At 62.0% G+C, this 18,572-nt stretch carries 17 protein-coding genes and 1 tRNA gene; 12 read left to right on the forward strand and 6 right to left on the reverse strand.

Annotated elements, in window-relative coordinates; genetic code table 11:
• Positions 1-463: 463 nt before the first annotated feature.
• The 4 genes from C6W91_RS03620 to pdxH form a co-directional block, all read right to left on the reverse strand.
• A tRNA-Pro gene (locus C6W91_RS03620) sits at positions 464-540 on the reverse strand.
• Between the two features lie 43 nt (positions 541-583).
• Positions 584-1,072 (reverse strand): DUF192 domain-containing protein, encoded by a 489-nt coding sequence (locus C6W91_RS03625; protein WP_370570437.1) that lies wholly within the window; start codon positions 1,070-1,072, stop codon positions 584-586.
• A 4-nt stretch (positions 1,073-1,076) separates the two neighbouring features.
• Positions 1,077-1,622, reverse strand: a complete 546-nt coding sequence (locus tag C6W91_RS03630) for a cold-shock protein (protein ID WP_370570438.1) — start codon at positions 1,620-1,622, stop codon at positions 1,077-1,079.
• 118 nt (positions 1,623-1,740) lie between these two features.
• Positions 1,741-2,346 carry a pyridoxamine 5'-phosphate oxidase gene (gene pdxH, locus C6W91_RS03635; protein ID WP_065270166.1) on the reverse strand — a complete coding sequence of 202 codons (606 nt, stop codon included), beginning with the start codon at positions 2,344-2,346 and terminating at the stop codon, positions 1,741-1,743.
• 222 nt (positions 2,347-2,568) lie between these two features.
• Between pdxH and fabI the strand changes: the two genes are divergently transcribed.
• From fabI to trpE, 5 genes are all read left to right on the forward strand, one after another.
• A complete protein-coding gene (fabI, locus tag C6W91_RS03640) occupies positions 2,569-3,372 on the forward strand; it encodes an enoyl-ACP reductase FabI (RefSeq protein WP_274828035.1) in 804 nt (267 codons plus the stop codon).
• A 157-nt stretch (positions 3,373-3,529) separates the two neighbouring features.
• Entirely contained in the window at positions 3,530-4,033 is a 504-nt protein-coding gene (gpt, locus tag C6W91_RS03645; protein ID WP_065270164.1) for a xanthine phosphoribosyltransferase, read from the forward strand.
• Positions 4,034-4,201: 168 nt separating this feature from the next.
• Positions 4,202-5,377: an aminotransferase gene (locus C6W91_RS03650; protein WP_274867512.1), complete on the forward strand. Its 1,176-nt coding sequence runs from the start codon at positions 4,202-4,204 to the stop codon at positions 5,375-5,377.
• 156 nt (positions 5,378-5,533) lie between these two features.
• Positions 5,534-7,378, forward strand: a complete 1,845-nt coding sequence (locus C6W91_RS03655; RefSeq protein WP_370570439.1) for a SurA N-terminal domain-containing protein — start codon at positions 5,534-5,536, stop codon at positions 7,376-7,378.
• Between the two features lie 30 nt (positions 7,379-7,408).
• On the forward strand, positions 7,409-8,920 hold the full coding sequence (gene trpE, locus C6W91_RS03660; RefSeq protein ID WP_065270161.1) for an anthranilate synthase component I: 1,512 nt from the start codon (positions 7,409-7,411) through the stop codon (positions 8,918-8,920).
• Positions 8,921-9,002: 82 nt separating this feature from the next.
• Here the strand turns inward: trpE and C6W91_RS03665 are convergent, their stop codons facing one another.
• A complete protein-coding gene (locus C6W91_RS03665) occupies positions 9,003-10,559 on the reverse strand; it encodes a polysaccharide deacteylase family 2 protein (RefSeq protein ID WP_274867514.1) in 1,557 nt (518 codons plus the stop codon).
• Positions 10,560-10,753: 194 nt separating this feature from the next.
• Between C6W91_RS03665 and C6W91_RS03670 the strand changes: the two genes are divergently transcribed.
• From C6W91_RS03670 to lexA, 7 genes are all read left to right on the forward strand, one after another.
• Entirely contained in the window at positions 10,754-11,335 is a 582-nt protein-coding gene (locus tag C6W91_RS03670; protein ID WP_065270159.1) for an aminodeoxychorismate/anthranilate synthase component II, read from the forward strand.
• Entirely contained in the window at positions 11,332-12,354 is a 1,023-nt protein-coding gene (trpD, locus tag C6W91_RS03675; protein ID WP_274867515.1) for an anthranilate phosphoribosyltransferase, read from the forward strand. Before C6W91_RS03670 ends, trpD begins: the two co-directional genes overlap by 4 nt.
• On the forward strand, positions 12,354-13,004 hold the full coding sequence (locus tag C6W91_RS03680) for a uracil-DNA glycosylase (protein WP_274867516.1): 651 nt from the start codon (positions 12,354-12,356) through the stop codon (positions 13,002-13,004). The genes trpD and C6W91_RS03680 overlap by 1 nt, the downstream gene beginning before the upstream one ends.
• 14 nt (positions 13,005-13,018) lie before the next feature.
• Positions 13,019-13,831, forward strand: a complete 813-nt coding sequence (gene trpC, locus C6W91_RS03685) for an indole-3-glycerol phosphate synthase TrpC (protein ID WP_274828027.1) — start codon at positions 13,019-13,021, stop codon at positions 13,829-13,831.
• On the forward strand, positions 13,831-14,301 hold the full coding sequence (moaC, locus tag C6W91_RS03690) for a cyclic pyranopterin monophosphate synthase MoaC (protein WP_065270156.1): 471 nt from the start codon (positions 13,831-13,833) through the stop codon (positions 14,299-14,301). Before trpC ends, moaC begins: the two co-directional genes overlap by 1 nt.
• The gene (gene glp, locus C6W91_RS03695) at positions 14,302-15,480 is read left to right on the forward strand and encodes a gephyrin-like molybdotransferase Glp (RefSeq protein WP_274867517.1); all 1,179 of its coding nucleotides are present in this window, start codon (positions 14,302-14,304) and stop codon (positions 15,478-15,480) included.
• A gap of 228 nt (positions 15,481-15,708) precedes the next feature.
• Positions 15,709-16,401 (forward strand): transcriptional repressor LexA, encoded by a 693-nt coding sequence (gene lexA / locus C6W91_RS03700; protein WP_274828025.1) that lies wholly within the window; start codon positions 15,709-15,711, stop codon positions 16,399-16,401.
• A gap of 101 nt (positions 16,402-16,502) precedes the next feature.
• Here the strand turns inward: lexA and C6W91_RS03705 are convergent, their stop codons facing one another.
• Positions 16,503-18,515, reverse strand: a complete 2,013-nt coding sequence (locus C6W91_RS03705) for a ComEC/Rec2 family competence protein (RefSeq protein ID WP_274867518.1) — start codon at positions 18,513-18,515, stop codon at positions 16,503-16,505.
• Positions 18,516-18,572 lie beyond the last annotated feature (57 nt).

Raw genomic sequence — 18,572 nt, forward strand, 5'->3', positions numbered from 1 at the left:
TCGGCAGCCTCGTATTTTTTTGCGAAACACTAATGGTTTGCCGCAAATACCTTACTCACGGCCCCTCCACCACTTCCTCGGCGACTCCACTAACACCCGCGGGCGGTCAACTTCCGAGACATGGCAGCGGACTTTTTACGCCGACCTGCCACGTTGCACGAAGCGCACAGTCTATCTGCTGAAATCGTGTGCCAAGTTAGGCAAAACCCAGCTGCAGGTGGCGCCAGTTCGCGTCACATGGTTAATAATCGGTTAACACAAGATTTGGTGGCCACCAACATTTCGGGGTCACATTTTGCGCGATTCTAATCCTCGCCCCGATCACATCTAAGTGAGATCTGGATCCCTGATCGCCCTTTCAGTGAAACTGGCTGCTTGCACGCCCGCCTTGGACTTGACCGCCAAAGGACGTCACCCTGACCGGGCCAAACCGATCAGAGCTGGGATTTTTATAGGTAGAAAGTGGTCGGGGCGGCGAGATTCGAACTCACGACCCCCTGTACCCAAAACAGGTGCGCTACCAGACTGCGCCACGCCCCGGACCGTGCGCTTTCCTAGCGGTGTGAAACGGATTTGAAAAGCCCTAACAGGGCCAAACAGACGCATTAGAAGAAAAAACTTCGTGCCGCATCTGGGTGCCCGGCCCAATGCCATATCGGCGCGCCAAACCACCATTGATTTCCAGCACCGCAAACACCCGGTCGCCGCCTGGAATGGGGGTCAGATCATGGGGAATGGCATTGGAATGCACCGACGTCACCACGCCGGTTTCATCGAGGAAAATGATATCCAGGGGGATCAGCGTGTTCTTCATCCAGAAAGCCGCCCTTTGAGGATGCTCGTAAACAAACAGCATCCCCGCCCCCCGCGGCAGGTCCTCACGGTGCATCAGCCCCATTGAACGGCTGTCGACAGTATCGGCAATCTCAACAGAGAAGGACGCCTGCCCCCAATCGCCGCGAAGATCGACACGATCCGGGGCACAGGTCTCCTGTGCCTGTGCAATACCTGCACCAAGGCACAGCATTATGGCGGCACCCCAGCGGACAATTCCAGAGGCGCGCACCGACATGATCTTATTCTTCTTCGGATGCGGTTTCGGAAATGGCCGCTTCCCAGGCCTGAACCTCGACCGCCATGCAGCCACGCCGACCGCTGATCGATCGCATCGCGATAGCCTCGCCCGGCTGGAGGTCAGCAAGACCCGACTGGCGCAACACCTCGACGTGCAAGAAGACGTCATCTCCGTAGCCGAACAGGTTGGCAAAGCCAAAGCCCTTGCCCTTGTCGAACCACTTCACACGCGCCGGGCGCGACGGAAGAGTTTTCAGCTCCTCGATATCCATATCGACGAAATCGCTGAGAACCGGCGCGTCATCCCGGGCCGGAGGCACGATTGCGACAACCTCCACAGCCTGAACGCCGCGCTCCGTCGCGTGGGTCAGAACGGTTACGCTGGACCCGTCCGCCACCGAGCTCTGCCCGAAGTTACGCAGGACATTCACGTGCAACAGGATGTCGGGACCACCCTCGTCGGACACAACGAAGCCATACCCTTTGGTCGGGTCAAACCACTTCACTATGCCCTGGATTTGCCTGAGACTGCTTTGATCGTCTGCCACTTATCTCGTCCACCGCGTCGTATTTGATTTCTCGATGCTTGATGCGCGATTTTCGCATATGAGTTCAAGTTAAAAAAATTCCCCATTATCACGAAAATGCTATTTTGTGCTTAACCCATTAAGGGTTTAGCCGCACCACACTCCATTCGTCATCCGGCGTATTTCGGCGCCAGACAAATCGGTCATGCAGCCTGAAAGCCCCATCTGCCCAGAATTCAATTTCGCTCGGAACGATGCGAAATCCGCCCCAGAATGGCGGCCGGTCTGGGTTCGGGCCTTTCGTGGCCGTGATTTTTGCAACCTCTGCCATCAGGGCCGAACGGCTCTGCAATGGGCGCGATTGCCGCGAAGCCCACGCCCCGAGCCTGCTTTTCAGCGACCGGGAGTGGTAATACTCGTCTGCCTGCGGACCGTCTTCGCGTGTCACATGACCACGGACACGGATCTGGCGACGCAGGCTCTTCCAATGCAGCACGAAGGCGGCCTTGCCGGACTGCTCCAGCTCCTGCCCCTTGGCGCTTTCGTAGTTAGTGAAGAAGACAAAAGCGCCATCTTCGATTTCCTTGAGCAGCACCATGCGGACATTCGGCATGCCATCAGCATCCACCGTCGACAGCGCAATCGCATTCGGATCATTGAGCTCAGTCTCTTCGGCCTCCGCGAGCCATGCCCGCGCAAGTTCAAAGGGGTTATCCCCCGCAAATAGTCCCGACCGCTCTGACATGGAAACCTCTTCTTAACTGTGCGCGCCAATCTATGCCGCCTTGGTTGGGCATACAAGCCAAGGTGGCTGCGGATTTATGCGTATAAATATGTGCGGCCATGCAGGCCGACATCCAAAACGGGCCGCAAAACTGACAATGCGCCTCAACCGGTACTCTCTTGATGCAGCGGCCCGAGCATATTAAAGGTCCTTCAGTTCATATTTTACAGGCGGAGAACCTGCATGCCCAGTCAACTGCTGTCCGGCAAACGTGGCCTTATCATGGGCCTGGCCAACGACAAATCCATCGCATGGGGGATCGCCAAGGCCTGCGCCGATGCCGGTGCCGAACTTGCCTTTTCTTACCAGGGCGAAGCCCTGAAAAAGCGCGTTGGCCCGCTCGCCGAACAGCTGAACAGCTCCATCGTTCTGCCCTGCGATGTATCCGACGAAGCCTCGATTGACGCCCTGTTTGAGAGCCTCGAAAACGAATGGGGCAAGCTGGACTTTGTCGTGCACGCCATTGGTTTTTCTGACAAAAACGAACTGCGCGGCCGCTACGTCGATACCAGCCGTGACAATTTCCAGATGACCATGGATATCTCGGTCTACTCCTTTACGGCTGTTGCCCGCCGCGCCGAGAAACTGATGTCCGAGGGCGGCTCGATGCTCACCCTGACATACTATGGTGCCGAGCAGGTTATGCCTCACTACAATGTGATGGGCGTTGCCAAGGCCGCGCTCGAAGCATCGGTCAAATATCTGGCCGAAGATCTTGGAAAAGACGGCATTCGGGTAAATGCGATTTCCGCTGGTCCGATCAAAACGCTGGCCGCCAGCGGAATTGGCGACTTCCGCTACATTATGAAATGGAACGAATACAATTCGCCGCTGCGGCGAAATGTTACAACCGAGGACGTCGGTAAATCCGCTTTGTATCTTTTGTCGGACCTCGGATCGGGCGTGACCGGGGAAAATCTGCACGTGGATGCTGGTTATCACGTTGTCGGCATGAAAGCCGTGGACGCCCCCGACATTACCAAATAAACGAACTGCCCCGGGCCTGTGCTGTTTTTATTTTGAATGGTGCGCCCGGGGCTATATCAACGACGCACTCGTCAGACCAACACTGGTATCGTGCCTGCTTTGCAGCCCGGCACATGACACCGCATCAGACGCTACAATTGCCGGAGCAAATCGCAAGATGACCGACCGCCTGCCGCACGAAAAAGGGTTTCACATCAGCTGGGATCAGATCCACCGGGACAGCCGCGCGCTGGCCTGGCGGCTGGACGGTCAGGGACCTGACGGTGGCGCATGGCGTGCCGTGGTCGCGATCACCCGTGGCGGCATGGCCCCCGCGATGATCGTTAGCCGCGAGCTGGATATCCGCACCGTCGATACGATCTCGGTGAAATCCTACCACCACCAGGATCAGGGTGAGGCCGTGGTGCTGAAAGCACCCGACGCCGAGCTGATGGGTGATGGCGAAGGTATCCTGATCATCGATGATCTGGTGGATAGCGGCAAAACCCTTGAACTGGTGCGCCAGATGTATCCCAAGGCGCATTTTGCCACGGTTTATGCAAAGCCCAAGGGCCGCCCGATGGTGGACACCTTTATCACCGAGGTCAGCCAAGACACCTGGATCTTCTTCCCCTGGGATATGGCGCTGCAATACGTCGAGCCCTATCGCGGCAAGGACTGACGCCGCCCCGCCCCGTGCGCGGGACGGACCGCAGCCGATTTTCAAAACACCATGAATGCGCGCCCCTGTTGGAGGCGCGCTTTTTCTTGAGCCTGCCGCGAGGGCGTGCCACAGATAAGGCCCGAATACGCCTGCCCTGGCAGGGCCTTGCGACAATAGGATGACTGCATGCATATCTCCCGCACCGAAGCGACCTTTTGTTCTCCGATCGTCGAGTCCCGGCGCTGGACCGAAGGGGTCACTTTTCCGCCGTCGCGCCCCCTGATCAACGTCAGTCAGGCCGCCCCGGCAGATCCGCCGCCCACGGGCTTGCGGCAGGCCATCGCCGATGCGGCCCTGAATGAAACCGACGCGCATCTATATGGCGCCGTTTTGGGCCGCAGCGAGCTGCGTGCAGCACTGGCAGCACAGATCTCGGAGCATTATGACGGCACCGTTGGCGCAGCGCAGGTCGGTATTACCTCTGGCTGCAATCAGGCCTTTGCCGCTGCCATCGCCGCCCTTTGCGGCGAAGGGGACGAGGTGATCATCCCGGTGCCTTGGTATTTCAATCACAAAATGTGCCTTGATATGGCAGGTGTCACAGCGGTTCCGCTGCCGGTAGGTGCTGATATGATGCCGGATCCGCAGGCCGCGGCCCAGTTGATCACACCCAAGACGCGGGCCATCACGCTTGTAACCCCCAACAATCCCACTGGCGCCGAATACCCCTCGGGCCTCGTGCAGGCCTTCTTTGACCTGGCCCGCAAACATGGGCTGGCACTGATTCTGGATGAAACCTACCGCGACTTTGACAGCCGCGAAGGGGCGCCGCACGACCTGTTCCAGACGCCGAACTGGGACGAGACGCTGATCCATCTGTACTCCTTCTCCAAGGCCTATCGGCTGACCGGTCACCGGGTTGGAGCGATCGCGAGTTCTGAAGAGAAATTGTTCGAAATGGAGAAGTTTCTCGATACGATAACGATCTGCCCTGCACAGCTTGGGCAGATCGGCGCGCTTTGGGGACTTGAAAACCTCAAGTCCTGGCTCGCGGGGGAACGGTTGGAGATTCTGGACCGCAAGGCGGCGATCGAAGAGGAATTCCCCCGCCTAGCCGAGAAGGGATGGAAGCTGTTGGGCTGCGGTGCCTATTTCGCTTATGTGGAACACCCCTTCGAGGAAGCCTCGTCCGAGCTGGCCAAAAAGCTGGTGCAGGACGCGTCGGTCCTGATGCTGCCGGGCACGATGTTCATGCCCGAAGGCGATCCGGCAGGAAGCAAGCAATTCCGCATCGCCTTTGCCAATGTCGACCGGGCCGGGATCGTCTCCCTGTTCGACCGGCTTTGCGCGTTTCACCCCTAACGCTACGCTGCGCCATCCGAAACCAACAAGCCCGGCACAAGATCTTGCTCCTGTACGGGCGGCAGCGTATGCAGAACACGATTATGACACAGGCACCCTGCCCGCAGCGCCTATCCGGCGCAAAGGGAGCGGGCAACAGGTACGAATGAGGGCACAATGGCCGCAGGCATGAAAAATCTTTCCAGAACCTTTGTTTGGATCCTGATGGGGATGCTGATCGTCGGCCTTGCCGGTTTTGGTGCGGTCAATTTCACCGGCTCGATGAGCGCGGTTGCCTTGGTTGGCGACGAAGAAGTCACCGTCGACGCCTATGTGCGCGAGTTGCAGCGCGAACAACGCGCCATGCAGGCCCAGACCGGTCAGGCAATGCCGATGTCGCAGCTGACCGCAATGGGTTTGGATCAGGTTGTGCTCGGGCGACTGATCACCCTCGCCGCCATTGACAATGAGGTCAGCAAACTGGGCATCTCCATCGGGGATGAAAACCTGCTGTCCGAACTGACCAAGGTCTCCTCATTCCAGGACTCCAGCGGCCAGTTCGACCGCGAGACCTACCGCTTTACCCTCGACAACGCCGGTTTCACCGAAGCCGAGTTCGAAGACGACCTTCGCCGCGAGGCCTCACGCACGCTGGTCCAGGGCGCCATCATGTCCGGCACCAAGATGCCCGAAGTGATGAGCGACACGCTGGTGTCCTATATCGGCGAGCGCCGCAGCTTTTCCTACGTGCAACTGTCATCCGACGATGTGCTGCTGACGCAGGAGATGCCCGATGACACTGCGCTGCGTGCCTTCTATGACGACAATATCGCGGATTTCACCCTGCCCGAAACCAAATCCCTGACCTACGCGCATCTCAGCCCCGACATGCTGCTGGACACCGTTGAGGTCGATCAGGAGGCGCTGCGTGGCCTTTATGAAGATCGCGCCGATCAATACCTGATCCCGGAACGCCGTCTGGTGGAACGCCTTGTCTTTGCGGACAATGACAGTGCCGCAAGCGCCAAGGCACAGCTTGACGTGAGCGGCACGACTTTTGAAGTCCTGGTGCAGGATCGCGGTCTGGCCCTGTCGGACGTGGATATGGGCGATGTGACCGAAGCTGACCTCGCGAATGCAGGCGCTGAAGTATTTGCTGCAGAGGTCGGCGATGTTGTTGGCCCGCTGCCGTCGGATCTTGGCCCCGCGCTCTACCGGGTGAACGGCCGCCTCGAAGCCCGCGAAACCAGCTTTGAAGAGGCCGAAGCCGAGCTGCGCGCCGAATTGGCGGCAGACCGCGCCCGCCGAGTGATTGAGCAGCAAGCCGAATCCATCGAGGACATGCTCGCTGGTGGCGTCACGCTGGAAGAACTGCCGGATCAGACAGACATGCAGATTGACACCCTCGGCTGGACCGGGCTCAACGCCGAAGGCATCGCCGCATATGACGGATTCCGCGAGGCCGCAGAGGCCGTGACGGTTGATGATTTCCCCTCGGTCGCCTTCCTTGAGGATGGTAGCCTCTTTGCCCTGCGGCTCGACGAAGTCCTGCCCCCGCGCCCCGAGCCCTTCGAAGACGCTCGGGACAAGGTACTTGCCGCCTGGAACGAAAACCGGACAGCAGAGGCCGTAAACAGCCTTGCACAGGATCTGCTGAAACAGACCGAGGCAGACGGAGCCTTCCCCGAAGGCTACGACGTGCAGACCGAGACGGCGCAAACCCGCACCGCCTATATCGACACCACCCCGGTCGAGATGATGATCGAGGTCTTCGAAATGAACCCGGGCGAGCTGCGCACCGTGTCCGGTGAAGGCTCCACCGTGGTGCTGCGTTTGGACGAGGTTCTGCCTGCCGAGGACACCAGCGAGGAAATGCAGATGCTGGCCAACGCGATGCAGACCCAGCTGGATCAGGCATTGTCGCAGGCGCTGTTCGAAGCCTTCGCGCAGGACGCACAGCTGCGCGCCGCACCGCGTGTTGACCAACAGGCCCTGAACGCGGTTCAGGCCAATTTCCAATAAGCGCGCATAGATCAATCAAGGCACCTGACGATGGCTCTGACCCCGGATTTCGACACTTTCGCCGCCGCCTATGAGGCGGGAGAGAACCAGCTGGTCTATACCCGGCTGGCGGCTGACCTCGACACGCCCGTGTCGCTGATGCTCAAGCTGACGGGCGCCCAGAAGGACGCCTTCATGCTGGAATCAGTGACCGGTGGCGAGGTGCGCGGCCGTTACTCGATCATCGGCATGAAACCCGATCTGGTCTGGCGCTGCCGCGGCACGACATCCGAAATCAACCGCTCGGCCCGCTTTGATCCCGAGGGTTTCGAAGCGCAGCCGGGTGCGCCGCTGGACAACCTACGCGCGCTTCTCGCCGAAAGCCGCATCGACCTGCCCGACGACCTGCCGCAGGCCGCGGCCGGGCTGTTCGGCTATCTTGGTTATGACATGGTCCGGCTGATCGAACATCTGCCGGACGTCAATCCCGACCCCCTTGGCCTGCCCGACGCGGTCATGATGCGCCCTTCGGTGGTCGCGGTTCTGGACGGCGTCAAAGGCGAGGTGACCGTGGTCTCCCCGGCCTGGACCGGAGACGGGAAATCGGCCAAGGCCGCCTATGCGCAGGCCGCCGAACGGGTGATGGACGCGGTGCGCGACCTGGAGCGCGCCATGCCCGCCGAAACCCGCGATCTTGGCGATGCGCACGAGGTGGCCCCGCCGGTCAGCAACTTCAGCAAATCCGGCTATATGGAAGCGGTGGAAAAGGCCAAGGAATACATCCGGGCGGGCGACATCTTTCAGGTGGTTCCGGCGCAGCGCTGGAAGCAGGACTTCCCGCTACCGCCGTTCTCGCTTTACCGCTCTTTGCGGCGAACCAACCCGTCGCCCTTCATGTTCTATTTCAACTTCGGTGGCTTTCAGGTGATTGGCGCCAGCCCCGAAATTCTGGTCCGTGTCTTTGGCAAAGAGGTCACCATCCGCCCCATCGCAGGCACCCGCCCGCGCGGCGCAACACCGGAAGAGGACAAGGCGCTGGAGGCCGATCTTCTGGCCGACAAGAAAGAGCTGGCAGAACACCTGATGCTGCTGGATCTGGGCCGCAACGATACGGGCCGCGTGTCAAAGATCGGCACTGTGCGCCCGACGGAAAAGTTCATCATCGAACGCTACAGCCACGTGATGCATATCGTATCGAACGTGGTGGGTGAGCTGGACGAGGACAAGGACGCGCTGGATGCGTTTTTTGCGGGCATGCCGGCGGGCACGGTGTCCGGCGCGCCAAAGGTACGCGCGATGGAAATCATCGACGAGTTGGAGCCAGAAAAACGCGGCGTATACGGCGGCGGCGTCGGCTATTTCTCGGCCGGGGGCGACATGGATATGTGTATCGCCCTGCGCACGGCCATCGTGCAGGATCAGACGCTCTATATTCAGGCCGGTGGCGGCGTGGTCTATGACAGCGACCCCGAGGCCGAGTATCAGGAAACCGTGCATAAATCGAACGCGATCCGCCGCGCTGCTGCGGATGCCGCGCGTTTTACCGGCAGCCGCAACAGCTGATAACATCAAAGCGCTCCGGGGCGCGGGGAAGCATAAGCGACCCCATGCCCCCGGGCTCTGCCCCGTGCGTGTCTATTACGGGTTATTCTGCCGTTGCAGCCAGATTGGCGCGCAGACTGGCCGAAACCGGCGCCAGCGCCACCCGGCTGGCCCGGTCCTGCAGCCCCCACAGCAACAGTGCTGAAATCGTATCTGGCTGCAACCGCCCCAGCATGATCACTGCGCCTTCCTGACCGGCCCGGAAGGCCGCCTGATCCAGAAAGCGGCGAATGGCACGCGGGTTCTGACCGGCGCCATCGAAATCCCGGAACACCACGCCGGACGGCACGCCGTCGCGCAGCGCCAGTTTCTGCACGGTATTAAGGCCGCTGTTCTGCAGCACCAGCCCGTATCCCCCGGTCCGCGCCACATCGGACACCTGATCCGCCAGCGGCCTGTTGCCCTGCACGCCTGTCTCGACGCCTTCCAGAATTCCTAGCGCCTGCGGCACCCGGTCCAGCCAGACCTCCATCGCAGTCTCCGCGTCCTGCGGCATGGCTTCGCGCGGCAGATCCGACAGGATCAACACCTCAAAGCCCGCGGCCCGGCGCGCGGCCATTTTCTCAGTTGCCCTAGGATCTTCGGGATCGATAGCAAAGCTGAGCGGATAGGGGAAATCGACCAGCGCCTCAGCGCCGACGGATGTCTCATCATCGATGAGGACAATCGACATCAAGGGCCGCCCATCGCTGCCAGCGAAGGGTTCGGAATAGGCATCAAACGGCTGCTGCGTGGTTTCAGCGCCCGCCGCAGCGGTCTCCTCGCTGTCGCGTTCGGTCAGCGGCACCACGCGGGTTCCGATCTGCGGCGATTGCGACGCGCGGCTTCCGTCTGCGGTTGGCAGCGCTGCGATCCGACCATTTTCCGGCGCATCCTCCGTCTCGGCCTCCTCGGCGGGCGGCATGTCTTCTTCCGGCTCCGCCTCGACGACCTCAGGCTGCTCAGGCGCGGGTTCGGGGGTGGAGAAGGCAATCACCGGAGGCGCGGTCGGATCCGGGGCGCTGCCCAATTGCGGCACCGGCACCGCAGCGCCTTGCTCCAGCTGAACCGTCTCGGGCGCGCCCTGCGGCGCCGTCATTTCAGGCGCGGTGCCAGGCGCCGGGCTGTCGGTCGGGCTCTTCCCCACCTCTGCCGTGGTGTCCGGCGCCTCGGGTGTCGGCGCCGGGGTCATGGACACCTCGACACCGTCGTCGCTCTCTGCTGTTTCGGGCAACATTGCAGGCTCAGCGCCGCCAGCCGCTGTTTCCGCCTCGGACGGGGCCTCTGGCACATCCGGCAGATCGGCATCGCCAGAGCCGCGCACATCACCCGCGGGTCCGACTTCGGGACGGGCAGCCGGTTCGGTATCCAGAGAGGTCAGGTCATTGAGGTCATCCGCAGGCGCCGTTTCAGGTGCTACCGGCGCGGCCTCGACCAGATCGGCGTCGGGTTGCGGCGTCTCTATGGGCGCCAGCGCGCCCGATTGAGGCACAGTGGCCTTTTCCGGTCCCGTGGCGCTGACGTCGACCTGCCGCGGCAGCGGGGTCGACAACGACCACATGGCTGCGCCGCACACCGCCACCAAAGCTCCGATACTCACGCCTCCCAGAAAGCCACGCATGCCCGCTCGCCCTTTATCCTTGTGTCCGGCCTGGCCATCAGGACCAGCGGGGCGTCACCCTGTCGCCACTGCCCCGCCGAGCCTTCAAAAACGCGCCGCGCTCTTGACGCTGCCTTGCAAGCCTGAACATGTATGTCGCAACAACTATACTGCGGCGCAAGCCCTGCCCGCCACCCATAAAAGAGCCTGCCAAGATGTTGCTGCTGATCGACAACTACGATTCCTTTACCTACAACCTTGTGCATTATCTGGGCGAGTTGGGGGCTTCGATGGAAGTGCGCCGCAACGACGCGCTGGATGTCGAGGCCGCTCTGGCCCTGCGCCCCGCCGGGATCCTGCTGAGCCCCGGCCCATGCGATCCGGATCAGGCCGGGATCTGCCTGCCGCTGACCCTTGCTGCGGCAGAGGCCGGTATTCCGCTGTTGGGCGTCTGCCTTGGCCACCAGACCATCGGACAGGCCTTTGGCGGCAAGGTCGTGCGCTGCCACGAAATCGTGCATGGCAAGATGGGCGCAGTGCATCATCAGGGCAAAGGCGTCTTTGCCGGAGTGCCTTCTCCGTTCCAGGCAACGCGCTATCATTCGTTGGTGGTGGATCGCGACAGCCTGCCCGACTGCCTTGAGATCACAGCAGAGCTCGAAGACGGCACCATCATGGGGCTGCAACATCGGGAACTGCCGATCCACGGGGTGCAATTCCACCCGGAATCGATTGCCTCCGAGCACGGCCATACCCTGCTGAAGAACTTCCTGAATGAAATGAAGGTGCCCGCATGAGCGACCAGATGAAGCCGCTGATCGACGCCGCAGCCGACCGCCCGCTGACACGGGCCGAGGCGGAGCAGGCATTCAAGCTGCTGTTCGAAGGCGAAGCGACCCCCAGCCAGATGGGCGGGCTGCTGATGGCCCTGCGTACCCGCGGCGAAACCGTCGATGAATATGCGGCTGCCGCCGCCGTGATGCGGTCAAAATGCAATCCGGTGAAGGCGCCCGAGGGCGCTATCGACATCGTCGGCACTGGCGGGGACGGCAAGGGCACGCTCAATATCTCGACCGCGACCGCATTCGTGGTCGCTGGTGCAGGCACGGTTGTCGCCAAACACGGCAACCGCAATCTCAGCTCAAAATCCGGAGCGGCAGATGCGCTGGGGCAGATGGGTATTCAGGTTATGGTCGGCGCAGAAGTGGTTGAAAAATCACTGAAAGAGGCCGGAATTGGCTTCATGATGGCCCCCATGCACCACCCTGCGATCGCCCATGTCATGCCCACCCGGCAGGAGCTTGGCACCCGAACGATCTTCAACATCCTCGGCCCGCTCACCAACCCTGCGGGCGTTAAACGCCAACTGACCGGGGCTTTCTCCCGCGATCTGATCCGTCCCATGGCGGAAACCCTTGGGCAGCTTGGCTCTGAACGGGCCTGGTTGGTGCATGGCTCGGACGGGACCGACGAGCTGACCATTACCGGCGTTAGCTGGGTGTCCGCGCTGGAAGAAGACGGCAGCATCCGCGATGTGGAACTGCACCCCGAGGACGCGGGTCTGCCGGTCCACCCGTTCGACGATATCATCGGGGGCACGCCGGAAGAGAACGCGATTGCCTTCCGGGCGCTGCTGGACGGGCAGCCTTCGGCCTATCGCGATGCCGTCCTGCTCAACAGCGCCGCCGCGCTGGTGGTCGCCGGAGACGCCGAAGACCTGCGCGAAGGCGTCGCCAAGGCGGCCCACAGCATCGACAGTGGCGCCGCACGGGACAAAATTGCAACCGTCGCGCGGATCACATCCGGGGGCAGCTGATGCCCCTGCCCGATGGTCTTGGCGCCTGGTCCGACCTGCCGTTTTTTCAGCGTGACTGGCCCGCAATCGAGGCTGCGCTTAAGGCAGAGACGCAGCCGGTTCTGCCCCCTGCGGCGCAGCGTTTTGCTGCGCTGGAGCTGACCCAGCCTGCAGACACCCGTGTCGTAATATTAGGGCAGGATCCCTATCCAACCCTCGGCCATGCCCATGGGCTGGCCTTTTCCGTGGAACCGGATGTTGCGCCCCTACCCCGATCCCTTGGCAATATTTTCAAGGAGTTGCAGAGCGATATTGGTGCAGTGCCCGCCACCGGTGACCTGCGCAGCTGGGCACGGCAAGGGGTGCTGCTTCTCAATACCGCGCTCAGCGTACCGGCGGGGGACGCGAACGGGCACAAGGATCTGGGATGGCTATCCCTGATCGAAGAGGTGCTGCAGCGCACATCGCAGCGCCCCACGGCCTATGTGTTTTGGGGAAAACAGGCACAAAGGCTTGAAAAACACCTGAATCCGGGCGATCACCTGATCCTGAAGACCGCGCATCCCTCGCCGCTTTCGGCGCGGCGCGGCTTCTTCGGATCCCGGCCGTTTTCGGCAATAAACACATGGCTGCGCGCGCGCGGCGAAGCGCCCATCGACTGGGCCAGCTGACTGGAGGCAACGCGATGACAGAAAACGTGCTCGACAAGATCAAGGCCTACAAGCTGGAGGAAGTCGCCGCCGACAAGGCCGCCGTTCCGCTAACCGAGGTTGAAGCCATGGCTCGCAACGCGTCTCCGGTGCGCGGGTTTGCAAATGCGCTGCTTGGGGCGAGCCGCGAAGGATACGGCCTGATCGCGGAAATCAAGAAAGCCAGCCCCTCCAAGGGATTGATCCGCGAGGATTTCGACCCCGTAGCGCTGGCAGAGGCTTATGAACAGGGTGGCGCCACCTGCCTGTCCGTACTGACCGATACGCCCAGCTTTCAGGGCGCCAAATCCTTTTTGACCGAGGCGCGTGACGCCTGCAGCCTGCCCGCGCTGCGCAAGGATTTCATGTATGACACCTATCAGGTGGCCGAGGCACGCGCGCTTGGCGCCGATTGCATCCTGATCATTCTCGCCTCTGTCAGTGACGCGCAGGCGGCCGAGCTGGAAGACTGCGCCACCGAATGGGGCATGGATGTCCTTCTCGAGGTGCATGATGCCGAAGAACTCGAGCGCGCTTGCGCGCTTAAATCGCCCCTGATGGGAATAAACAACCGCAATCTCAAGACCTTCGAGACCACTCTGGACACCACGCGTGAGCTGTCGCGCATGGTTCCCGCAGATCGCACCATCGTCTGCGAAAGCGGCTTGTTCACGCCGCAGGATCTGTCGGACATGGCCCGCTATGGCGCCCGCAGCTTCCTGATCGGGGAATCCCTGATGCGTCAGGAGGACGTGGCCTCCGCAACCCGCCACTTACTCGCCAATCCCCTGACACCGGGAGCGATGTGATGCCCCTGACGCATTTTGACGGCAAGGGTGACGCCCATATGGTTGATGTCTCGGACAAGGCCGTAACCGCGCGTATCGCCACCGCCGAAGGTCACATCACCATGGCCCGGGAAACCTTTGATATCATTTCCGAAGGTCGCGCGAAAAAGGGCGACGTTCTGAGCGTGGCCCGGCTGGCCGGGATCATGGGCGCCAAGAAAACACCCGAGCTGATCCCGCTCTGCCATCCGCTGCCGGTGACCAAGGTCGCGGTTGAGCTGACCCTGGATCCCGACCTTCCGGGCGTGCGCATCGAAGGCACCGTCAAGACCACCGGCCAGACCGGCGTCGAGATGGAAGCCCTGACCGCGGTGTCCACCGCGGCGCTCACCGTCTATGACATGGCCAAAGCCGTGGACAAGGCGATGGAAATCGGCGGCATCCGCGTCACTTTGAAAGATGGCGGGAAATCAGGACGGTACGAGGCTTAAATGATCCCTGTCAGCGAAGCGCGCGCGCACCTTCTGGAGCTGGTTTCCCCGCTTGGCAGCGAGCTGGTGCCCCTGGCCGAAGCCGCCGGACGGGTTCTGGCACAGGATGTTGCCGCCCGCCGGGATCAGCCGCCCTTTGCCGCATCGGCGATGGACGGGTACGCCCTAAAATCTGCCGAGGTCGAACTTCACGCCATGTTCAAGGTGATCGGCGAAGCCGCCGCCGGCCACGGATTTGACGGCACCGTCGGCGCGGGTCAGGCGGTCCGTATCTTCACCGGCGCACCGATCCCCGACGGAGCCGATTTCGTCGTCATTCAGGAAGACGTCACCGCAAAAGGCACCCTGATCACCATCACCGACGCACCTGGCGACAATCCCAACGTTCGCCCGCGCGGTGGTGATTTCAAAAATGGCCAGACCATCTCGGCGCCGCGGCTGCTGACACCATCTGACATCGCCCTTCTCGCTGCGATGAATATTGCCGAGGTCCCTGTTGCCCGCAAACCCGATATCGCCCTGATCTCCACCGGGGATGAATTGGTGATGCCCGGCAGCGCCCCTGGACCGGATCAGATCATCGCCTCCAACACATTTGGATTGAAGGCAATGCTGGAGGGTCTGGGCGCACAGGTCCGGATCCTGCCCATCGCGCGGGACACCCACAGCTCCCTGCGCACCGCCTTTTCGCTGGCCGAGGGCGCTGATCTGATCGTCACCATTGGTGGCGCCTCGGTTGGCGATCATGATCTGGTTGGCAAGGTTGCCGCCGACCTTGGCATGGAGCGGAGTTTCTACAAGGTGGCGATGCGCCCCGGCAAACCGCTGATGGCTGGCCGCCTTGGCACCTCTGCCATGGCCGGACTGCCAGGTAATCCAGTGTCGGCCATGGTCTGCGGCCATATCTTCCTGGCACCGATGGTGCGGGCGATGCTGGGGCTGCCGCCCTTGCAAGAGGTTATTCTATCCGCGCCGCTGGCGGCACCGCTGGGACAGAACGGTCCGAGAGAGCATTACATGCGCGCAACCCTGACGGAGGACGGGCAGATCCGCGCGTTCGAGCGGCAGGACAGTGCGCTGCTGACGGTACTGGCAGAGGCCGACGCCCTGTTGATCCGCCCACCGCATGATCCGCCCCGCCAGATCGGCGAAACAATGTCCTATCTGCGCTTGATCTGATGTTTCCAGCGCCCGGAGGGCTGCCGTATCCCAACCGTCTCTCAGGTTGACCGCTCCTGCGGTCTGCCCGCACGCCACACGCCCCTTGCCCCTTGTGATACCCCGGCCGTTCGGTGCGTCGCCACAACGCCACCGGGAAATTCGCATGGGGTCCGTTGACACAAAACGGGAACATGACTAGAACAAAGGGAAACATGGCAAAGCGTCATAGGGCGCAGAGGGGCGGACATGCTGACCAAGAAGCAATTGGATTTGTTGGAATTCATTCACACGCGTCTGCAAAAGGACGGTGTCCCGCCCAGCTTTGATGAAATGAAGATCGCACTGGATTTGCGGTCGAAATCCGGCATCCACCGCCTGATCACTGCTTTGGAAGAACGCGGTTTCATCCGCCGCCTGGCCCACCGCGCCCGCGCCATCGAAATCCTGCGTCTCCCTGACAGTATCAGCGGCGGATCCACCGAAACGGGCACGGATCGCTCCGCCAGTGCAGATGCGGGACCGGCTGCGGCCAACACCGACCGAGCGATTGGCTCCGCAATGGACTTGCCCGTCATGGGGCGCATCGCTGCAGGTGTACCGATCGAGGCAATCAGCCAGATGGCCAGCAAGGTGACCGTGCCCAGTTCGATGCTGACCTCATCCGGCAGCCACTACGCCCTTGAGGTGCGCGGCGACTCGATGATCGACGCGGGGATCAACAACGGCGATATCGTGGTGATCCGCGAAACCGACACGGCGGACGATGGCGACATCGTGGTCGCATTGGTTCAAGGGCATGAAGCCACGCTGAAAAAGATCTATCGCCGCAACGGCGCGATTGAACTGGAGGCCGCCAACCCGGCTTATGAAACCCGCGCCTACCCCTCCGATCAGGTCGAGGTACAGGGGCGGCTGGTTGGCTTGATCCGCAGCTACTGACCGCCCGCACCGCTGTTTGGTGGGCGGAGTGTCGGCCAGTTGTCGTATGCGGCGGACACCGGCCCGGTTCGGATGAGCCGTACCAATCGCGGTCAATGGCCCTAACGGGTCCAGATGCGCTGCCCTGACAGGTCCCTCGCCGTGGTCAATTTACCTTGCTGATCGATTGCAATACTGCCCATGCGCCGCAATTGCTGTAGCCCCAAAATGATGCAGCCGCCCTCCGGCTTCAGATCGACCGTCGACACCAGAACCTCCCCCTCAGCACATGAGGTCAAACGCTCCGCAGCCCTGCTGCCTACCGCATGCACCAGACTGTAGGGACCAATCCTGGCGCGGCGATGGCTCGGGTCGTTGCCTTGAGACCGCCAGCGGTTTGCTGCAATGACCTGTCTGACGGGATCACCGTCATTTTCCAGCCAGACCCGCGCCGCAAAGCCCTGCCCCTTGCTGCGGGACAAGGCCCGGCCCTCTGGCCCCATTACCCCGACCAAGCCGCCATTCGATGAAATCAACGCCAGCGGCCGCGTGTCTTGCGACCAAAGCGCGAAGGCCAGGGCAATCGGCATCACCCCGAGAAGGCGCAAACGCCCCTGCCAGATCAATAGGAACACCCCGCCGACCGAAAGCGACGGCAACACCCACTGCCCCGGCTGCATCACCGTGCCCTCTGCTCCCGGCAGCTCCGCAACCGCGCGGGCGACGGTCAGGATCCAGTCAATGCCCGCCCCCATCACCGCCAGGCCGAAGCCCTCCAAACCGAGGGGCAGCAGGCAAAAGGACAGAACTGCGGCGGGCACCACAACAAGGCCCATCACCGGCACCGCGAGCAGGTTGGCCAGCAGCCCATAGTGCGACAGGGTGTTGAAATGGGCCGCGCCAAAGGGCGCCGTGGCCAGCCCAGCAACCAGCGAGGACAGAACCAAGGCGGCCACAGGGCGCAGCCATTTTGGCCCGAGGGTAAGACCGCCATCCCGGATCGCCCCAAACACCCCCACCAGCGCGGCCGTGGCAGCAAAGCTCATCTGGAAACCGGGGCTGAGCAGCGTTTCGGGGCGCCGCAACAGAACCAGAACCGCAGCAATGGCAACCGCGCGCAAGGATATCGCCCGCCGGTCCAGCAGCACCGCGACAAACATCACCGCCACCATGATAAAGGCCCGCTCGGTCGCGACATTCCCGCCGGACAGCGCCAGATATGCCCCCGCCGCCAGCAAGGCCGCAGCCGCTGATAGTTTCTTCACGTTCAGTCGCAGTGCGATGGGCGGCACCATGCACAGGGCAAACCGTAAAGATGCAAAGACAAATCCGGCCACCAGCCCCATATGAAGGCCGGAAATGGCCAGCAAATGCGCCAGATTGCTGGCTCGCAAATCCTGCAACGTTGACTGACTGACGCCGCTGCGGTCGCCGGTGGTGATGGCGGCGGCGATGGCGCCGGTCTCACCGGGCAGCCGCTGGCGCAGCGCCAAAGACAGATCCCGCCGCAGCCCGGCCAGCGTTGACCCCGGCGGGCCGGGATCAAGCGTCAGCACGGCAACGCGGGTGTAGCCATTCGCGCCCAGTTGCAAAAACCAGGCATGGCGCCGGAAGTCGAAACCGCCCGGCTCTGCTGGGCCCTGCGGCGGCATCAGATGTGCGGTGGTGGCCACCCTTGCGCCGGGACCGGGCAACCCGCTATCCACCGGCACCGAGACACGCACCCGCGCAGGCGTTCTACTCGGCGATACCTGCTTCAGCCGCACCTGATCCAGCGTAAGACGCAGCATATCGCGCGCGGAGCGGTCGATAGTGGCGACGCGCCCCTCCACAGGGCCGTAGTAGCGAAAGCCGAGTACTGGAGCCGCCACAGAATGGGTCCGCCACCCCGCAACCATGAACCCAAGAACACAAAGAAGAACCGCCCGTGCCAGCAATCCGCTGGCGCTGCCCCGCAACGAGAAAGCAGCGCACACTCCACCAAGAACCAGAGCGCAAAGATAGGCCACCGCCTCCGGCTCGACCGGGAGCGCAAAAAAGACCCCTATTCCAAGCCCCAGAAACACCGGCACCCAGGCCAGCAAATGTCCCCTTTGAACCTGTAGCAGCTGGTCCAGGATAGGCATCATACGCATGCTTGCTCCTGACCCTTCGGGTGGGTAGACAGGCAGAAACGCTACTCCTCTTATGGT

Origin of the sequence: Phaeobacter sp. SYSU ZJ3003 (assembly GCF_041300735.1) — a bacterium.
Lineage (GTDB): Bacteria > Pseudomonadota > Alphaproteobacteria > Rhodobacterales > Rhodobacteraceae > Phycobacter > Phycobacter gallaeciensis_A.

Coding starts and splice junctions, on each gene's coding strand:
- C6W91_RS03625 (WP_370570437.1), bottom strand. CDS start 1,072: ATGTCGGTGCGCGCCTCTGGAATTGTCCGCTGGGGTGCCGCCATAATG.
- pdxH (WP_065270166.1), bottom strand. CDS start 2,346: ATGTCAGAGCGGTCGGGACTATTTGCGGGGGATAACCCCTTTGAACTT.
- fabI (WP_274828035.1), top strand. CDS start 2,569: ATGCCCAGTCAACTGCTGTCCGGCAAACGTGGCCTTATCATGGGCCTG.
- gpt (WP_065270164.1), top strand. CDS start 3,530: ATGACCGACCGCCTGCCGCACGAAAAAGGGTTTCACATCAGCTGGGAT.
- C6W91_RS03650 (WP_274867512.1), top strand. CDS start 4,202: ATGCATATCTCCCGCACCGAAGCGACCTTTTGTTCTCCGATCGTCGAG.
- C6W91_RS03655 (WP_370570439.1), top strand. CDS start 5,534: ATGGCCGCAGGCATGAAAAATCTTTCCAGAACCTTTGTTTGGATCCTG.
- trpE (WP_065270161.1), top strand. CDS start 7,409: ATGGCTCTGACCCCGGATTTCGACACTTTCGCCGCCGCCTATGAGGCG.
- C6W91_RS03665 (WP_274867514.1), bottom strand. CDS start 10,559: ATGCGTGGCTTTCTGGGAGGCGTGAGTATCGGAGCTTTGGTGGCGGTG.
- C6W91_RS03670 (WP_065270159.1), top strand. CDS start 10,754: ATGTTGCTGCTGATCGACAACTACGATTCCTTTACCTACAACCTTGTG.
- trpD (WP_274867515.1), top strand. CDS start 11,332: ATGAGCGACCAGATGAAGCCGCTGATCGACGCCGCAGCCGACCGCCCG.
- C6W91_RS03680 (WP_274867516.1), top strand. CDS start 12,354: ATGCCCCTGCCCGATGGTCTTGGCGCCTGGTCCGACCTGCCGTTTTTT.
- trpC (WP_274828027.1), top strand. CDS start 13,019: ATGACAGAAAACGTGCTCGACAAGATCAAGGCCTACAAGCTGGAGGAA.
- moaC (WP_065270156.1), top strand. CDS start 13,831: ATGCCCCTGACGCATTTTGACGGCAAGGGTGACGCCCATATGGTTGAT.
- glp (WP_274867517.1), top strand. CDS start 14,302: ATGATCCCTGTCAGCGAAGCGCGCGCGCACCTTCTGGAGCTGGTTTCC.
- lexA (WP_274828025.1), top strand. CDS start 15,709: ATGCTGACCAAGAAGCAATTGGATTTGTTGGAATTCATTCACACGCGT.
- C6W91_RS03705 (WP_274867518.1), bottom strand. CDS start 18,515: ATGCGTATGATGCCTATCCTGGACCAGCTGCTACAGGTTCAAAGGGGA.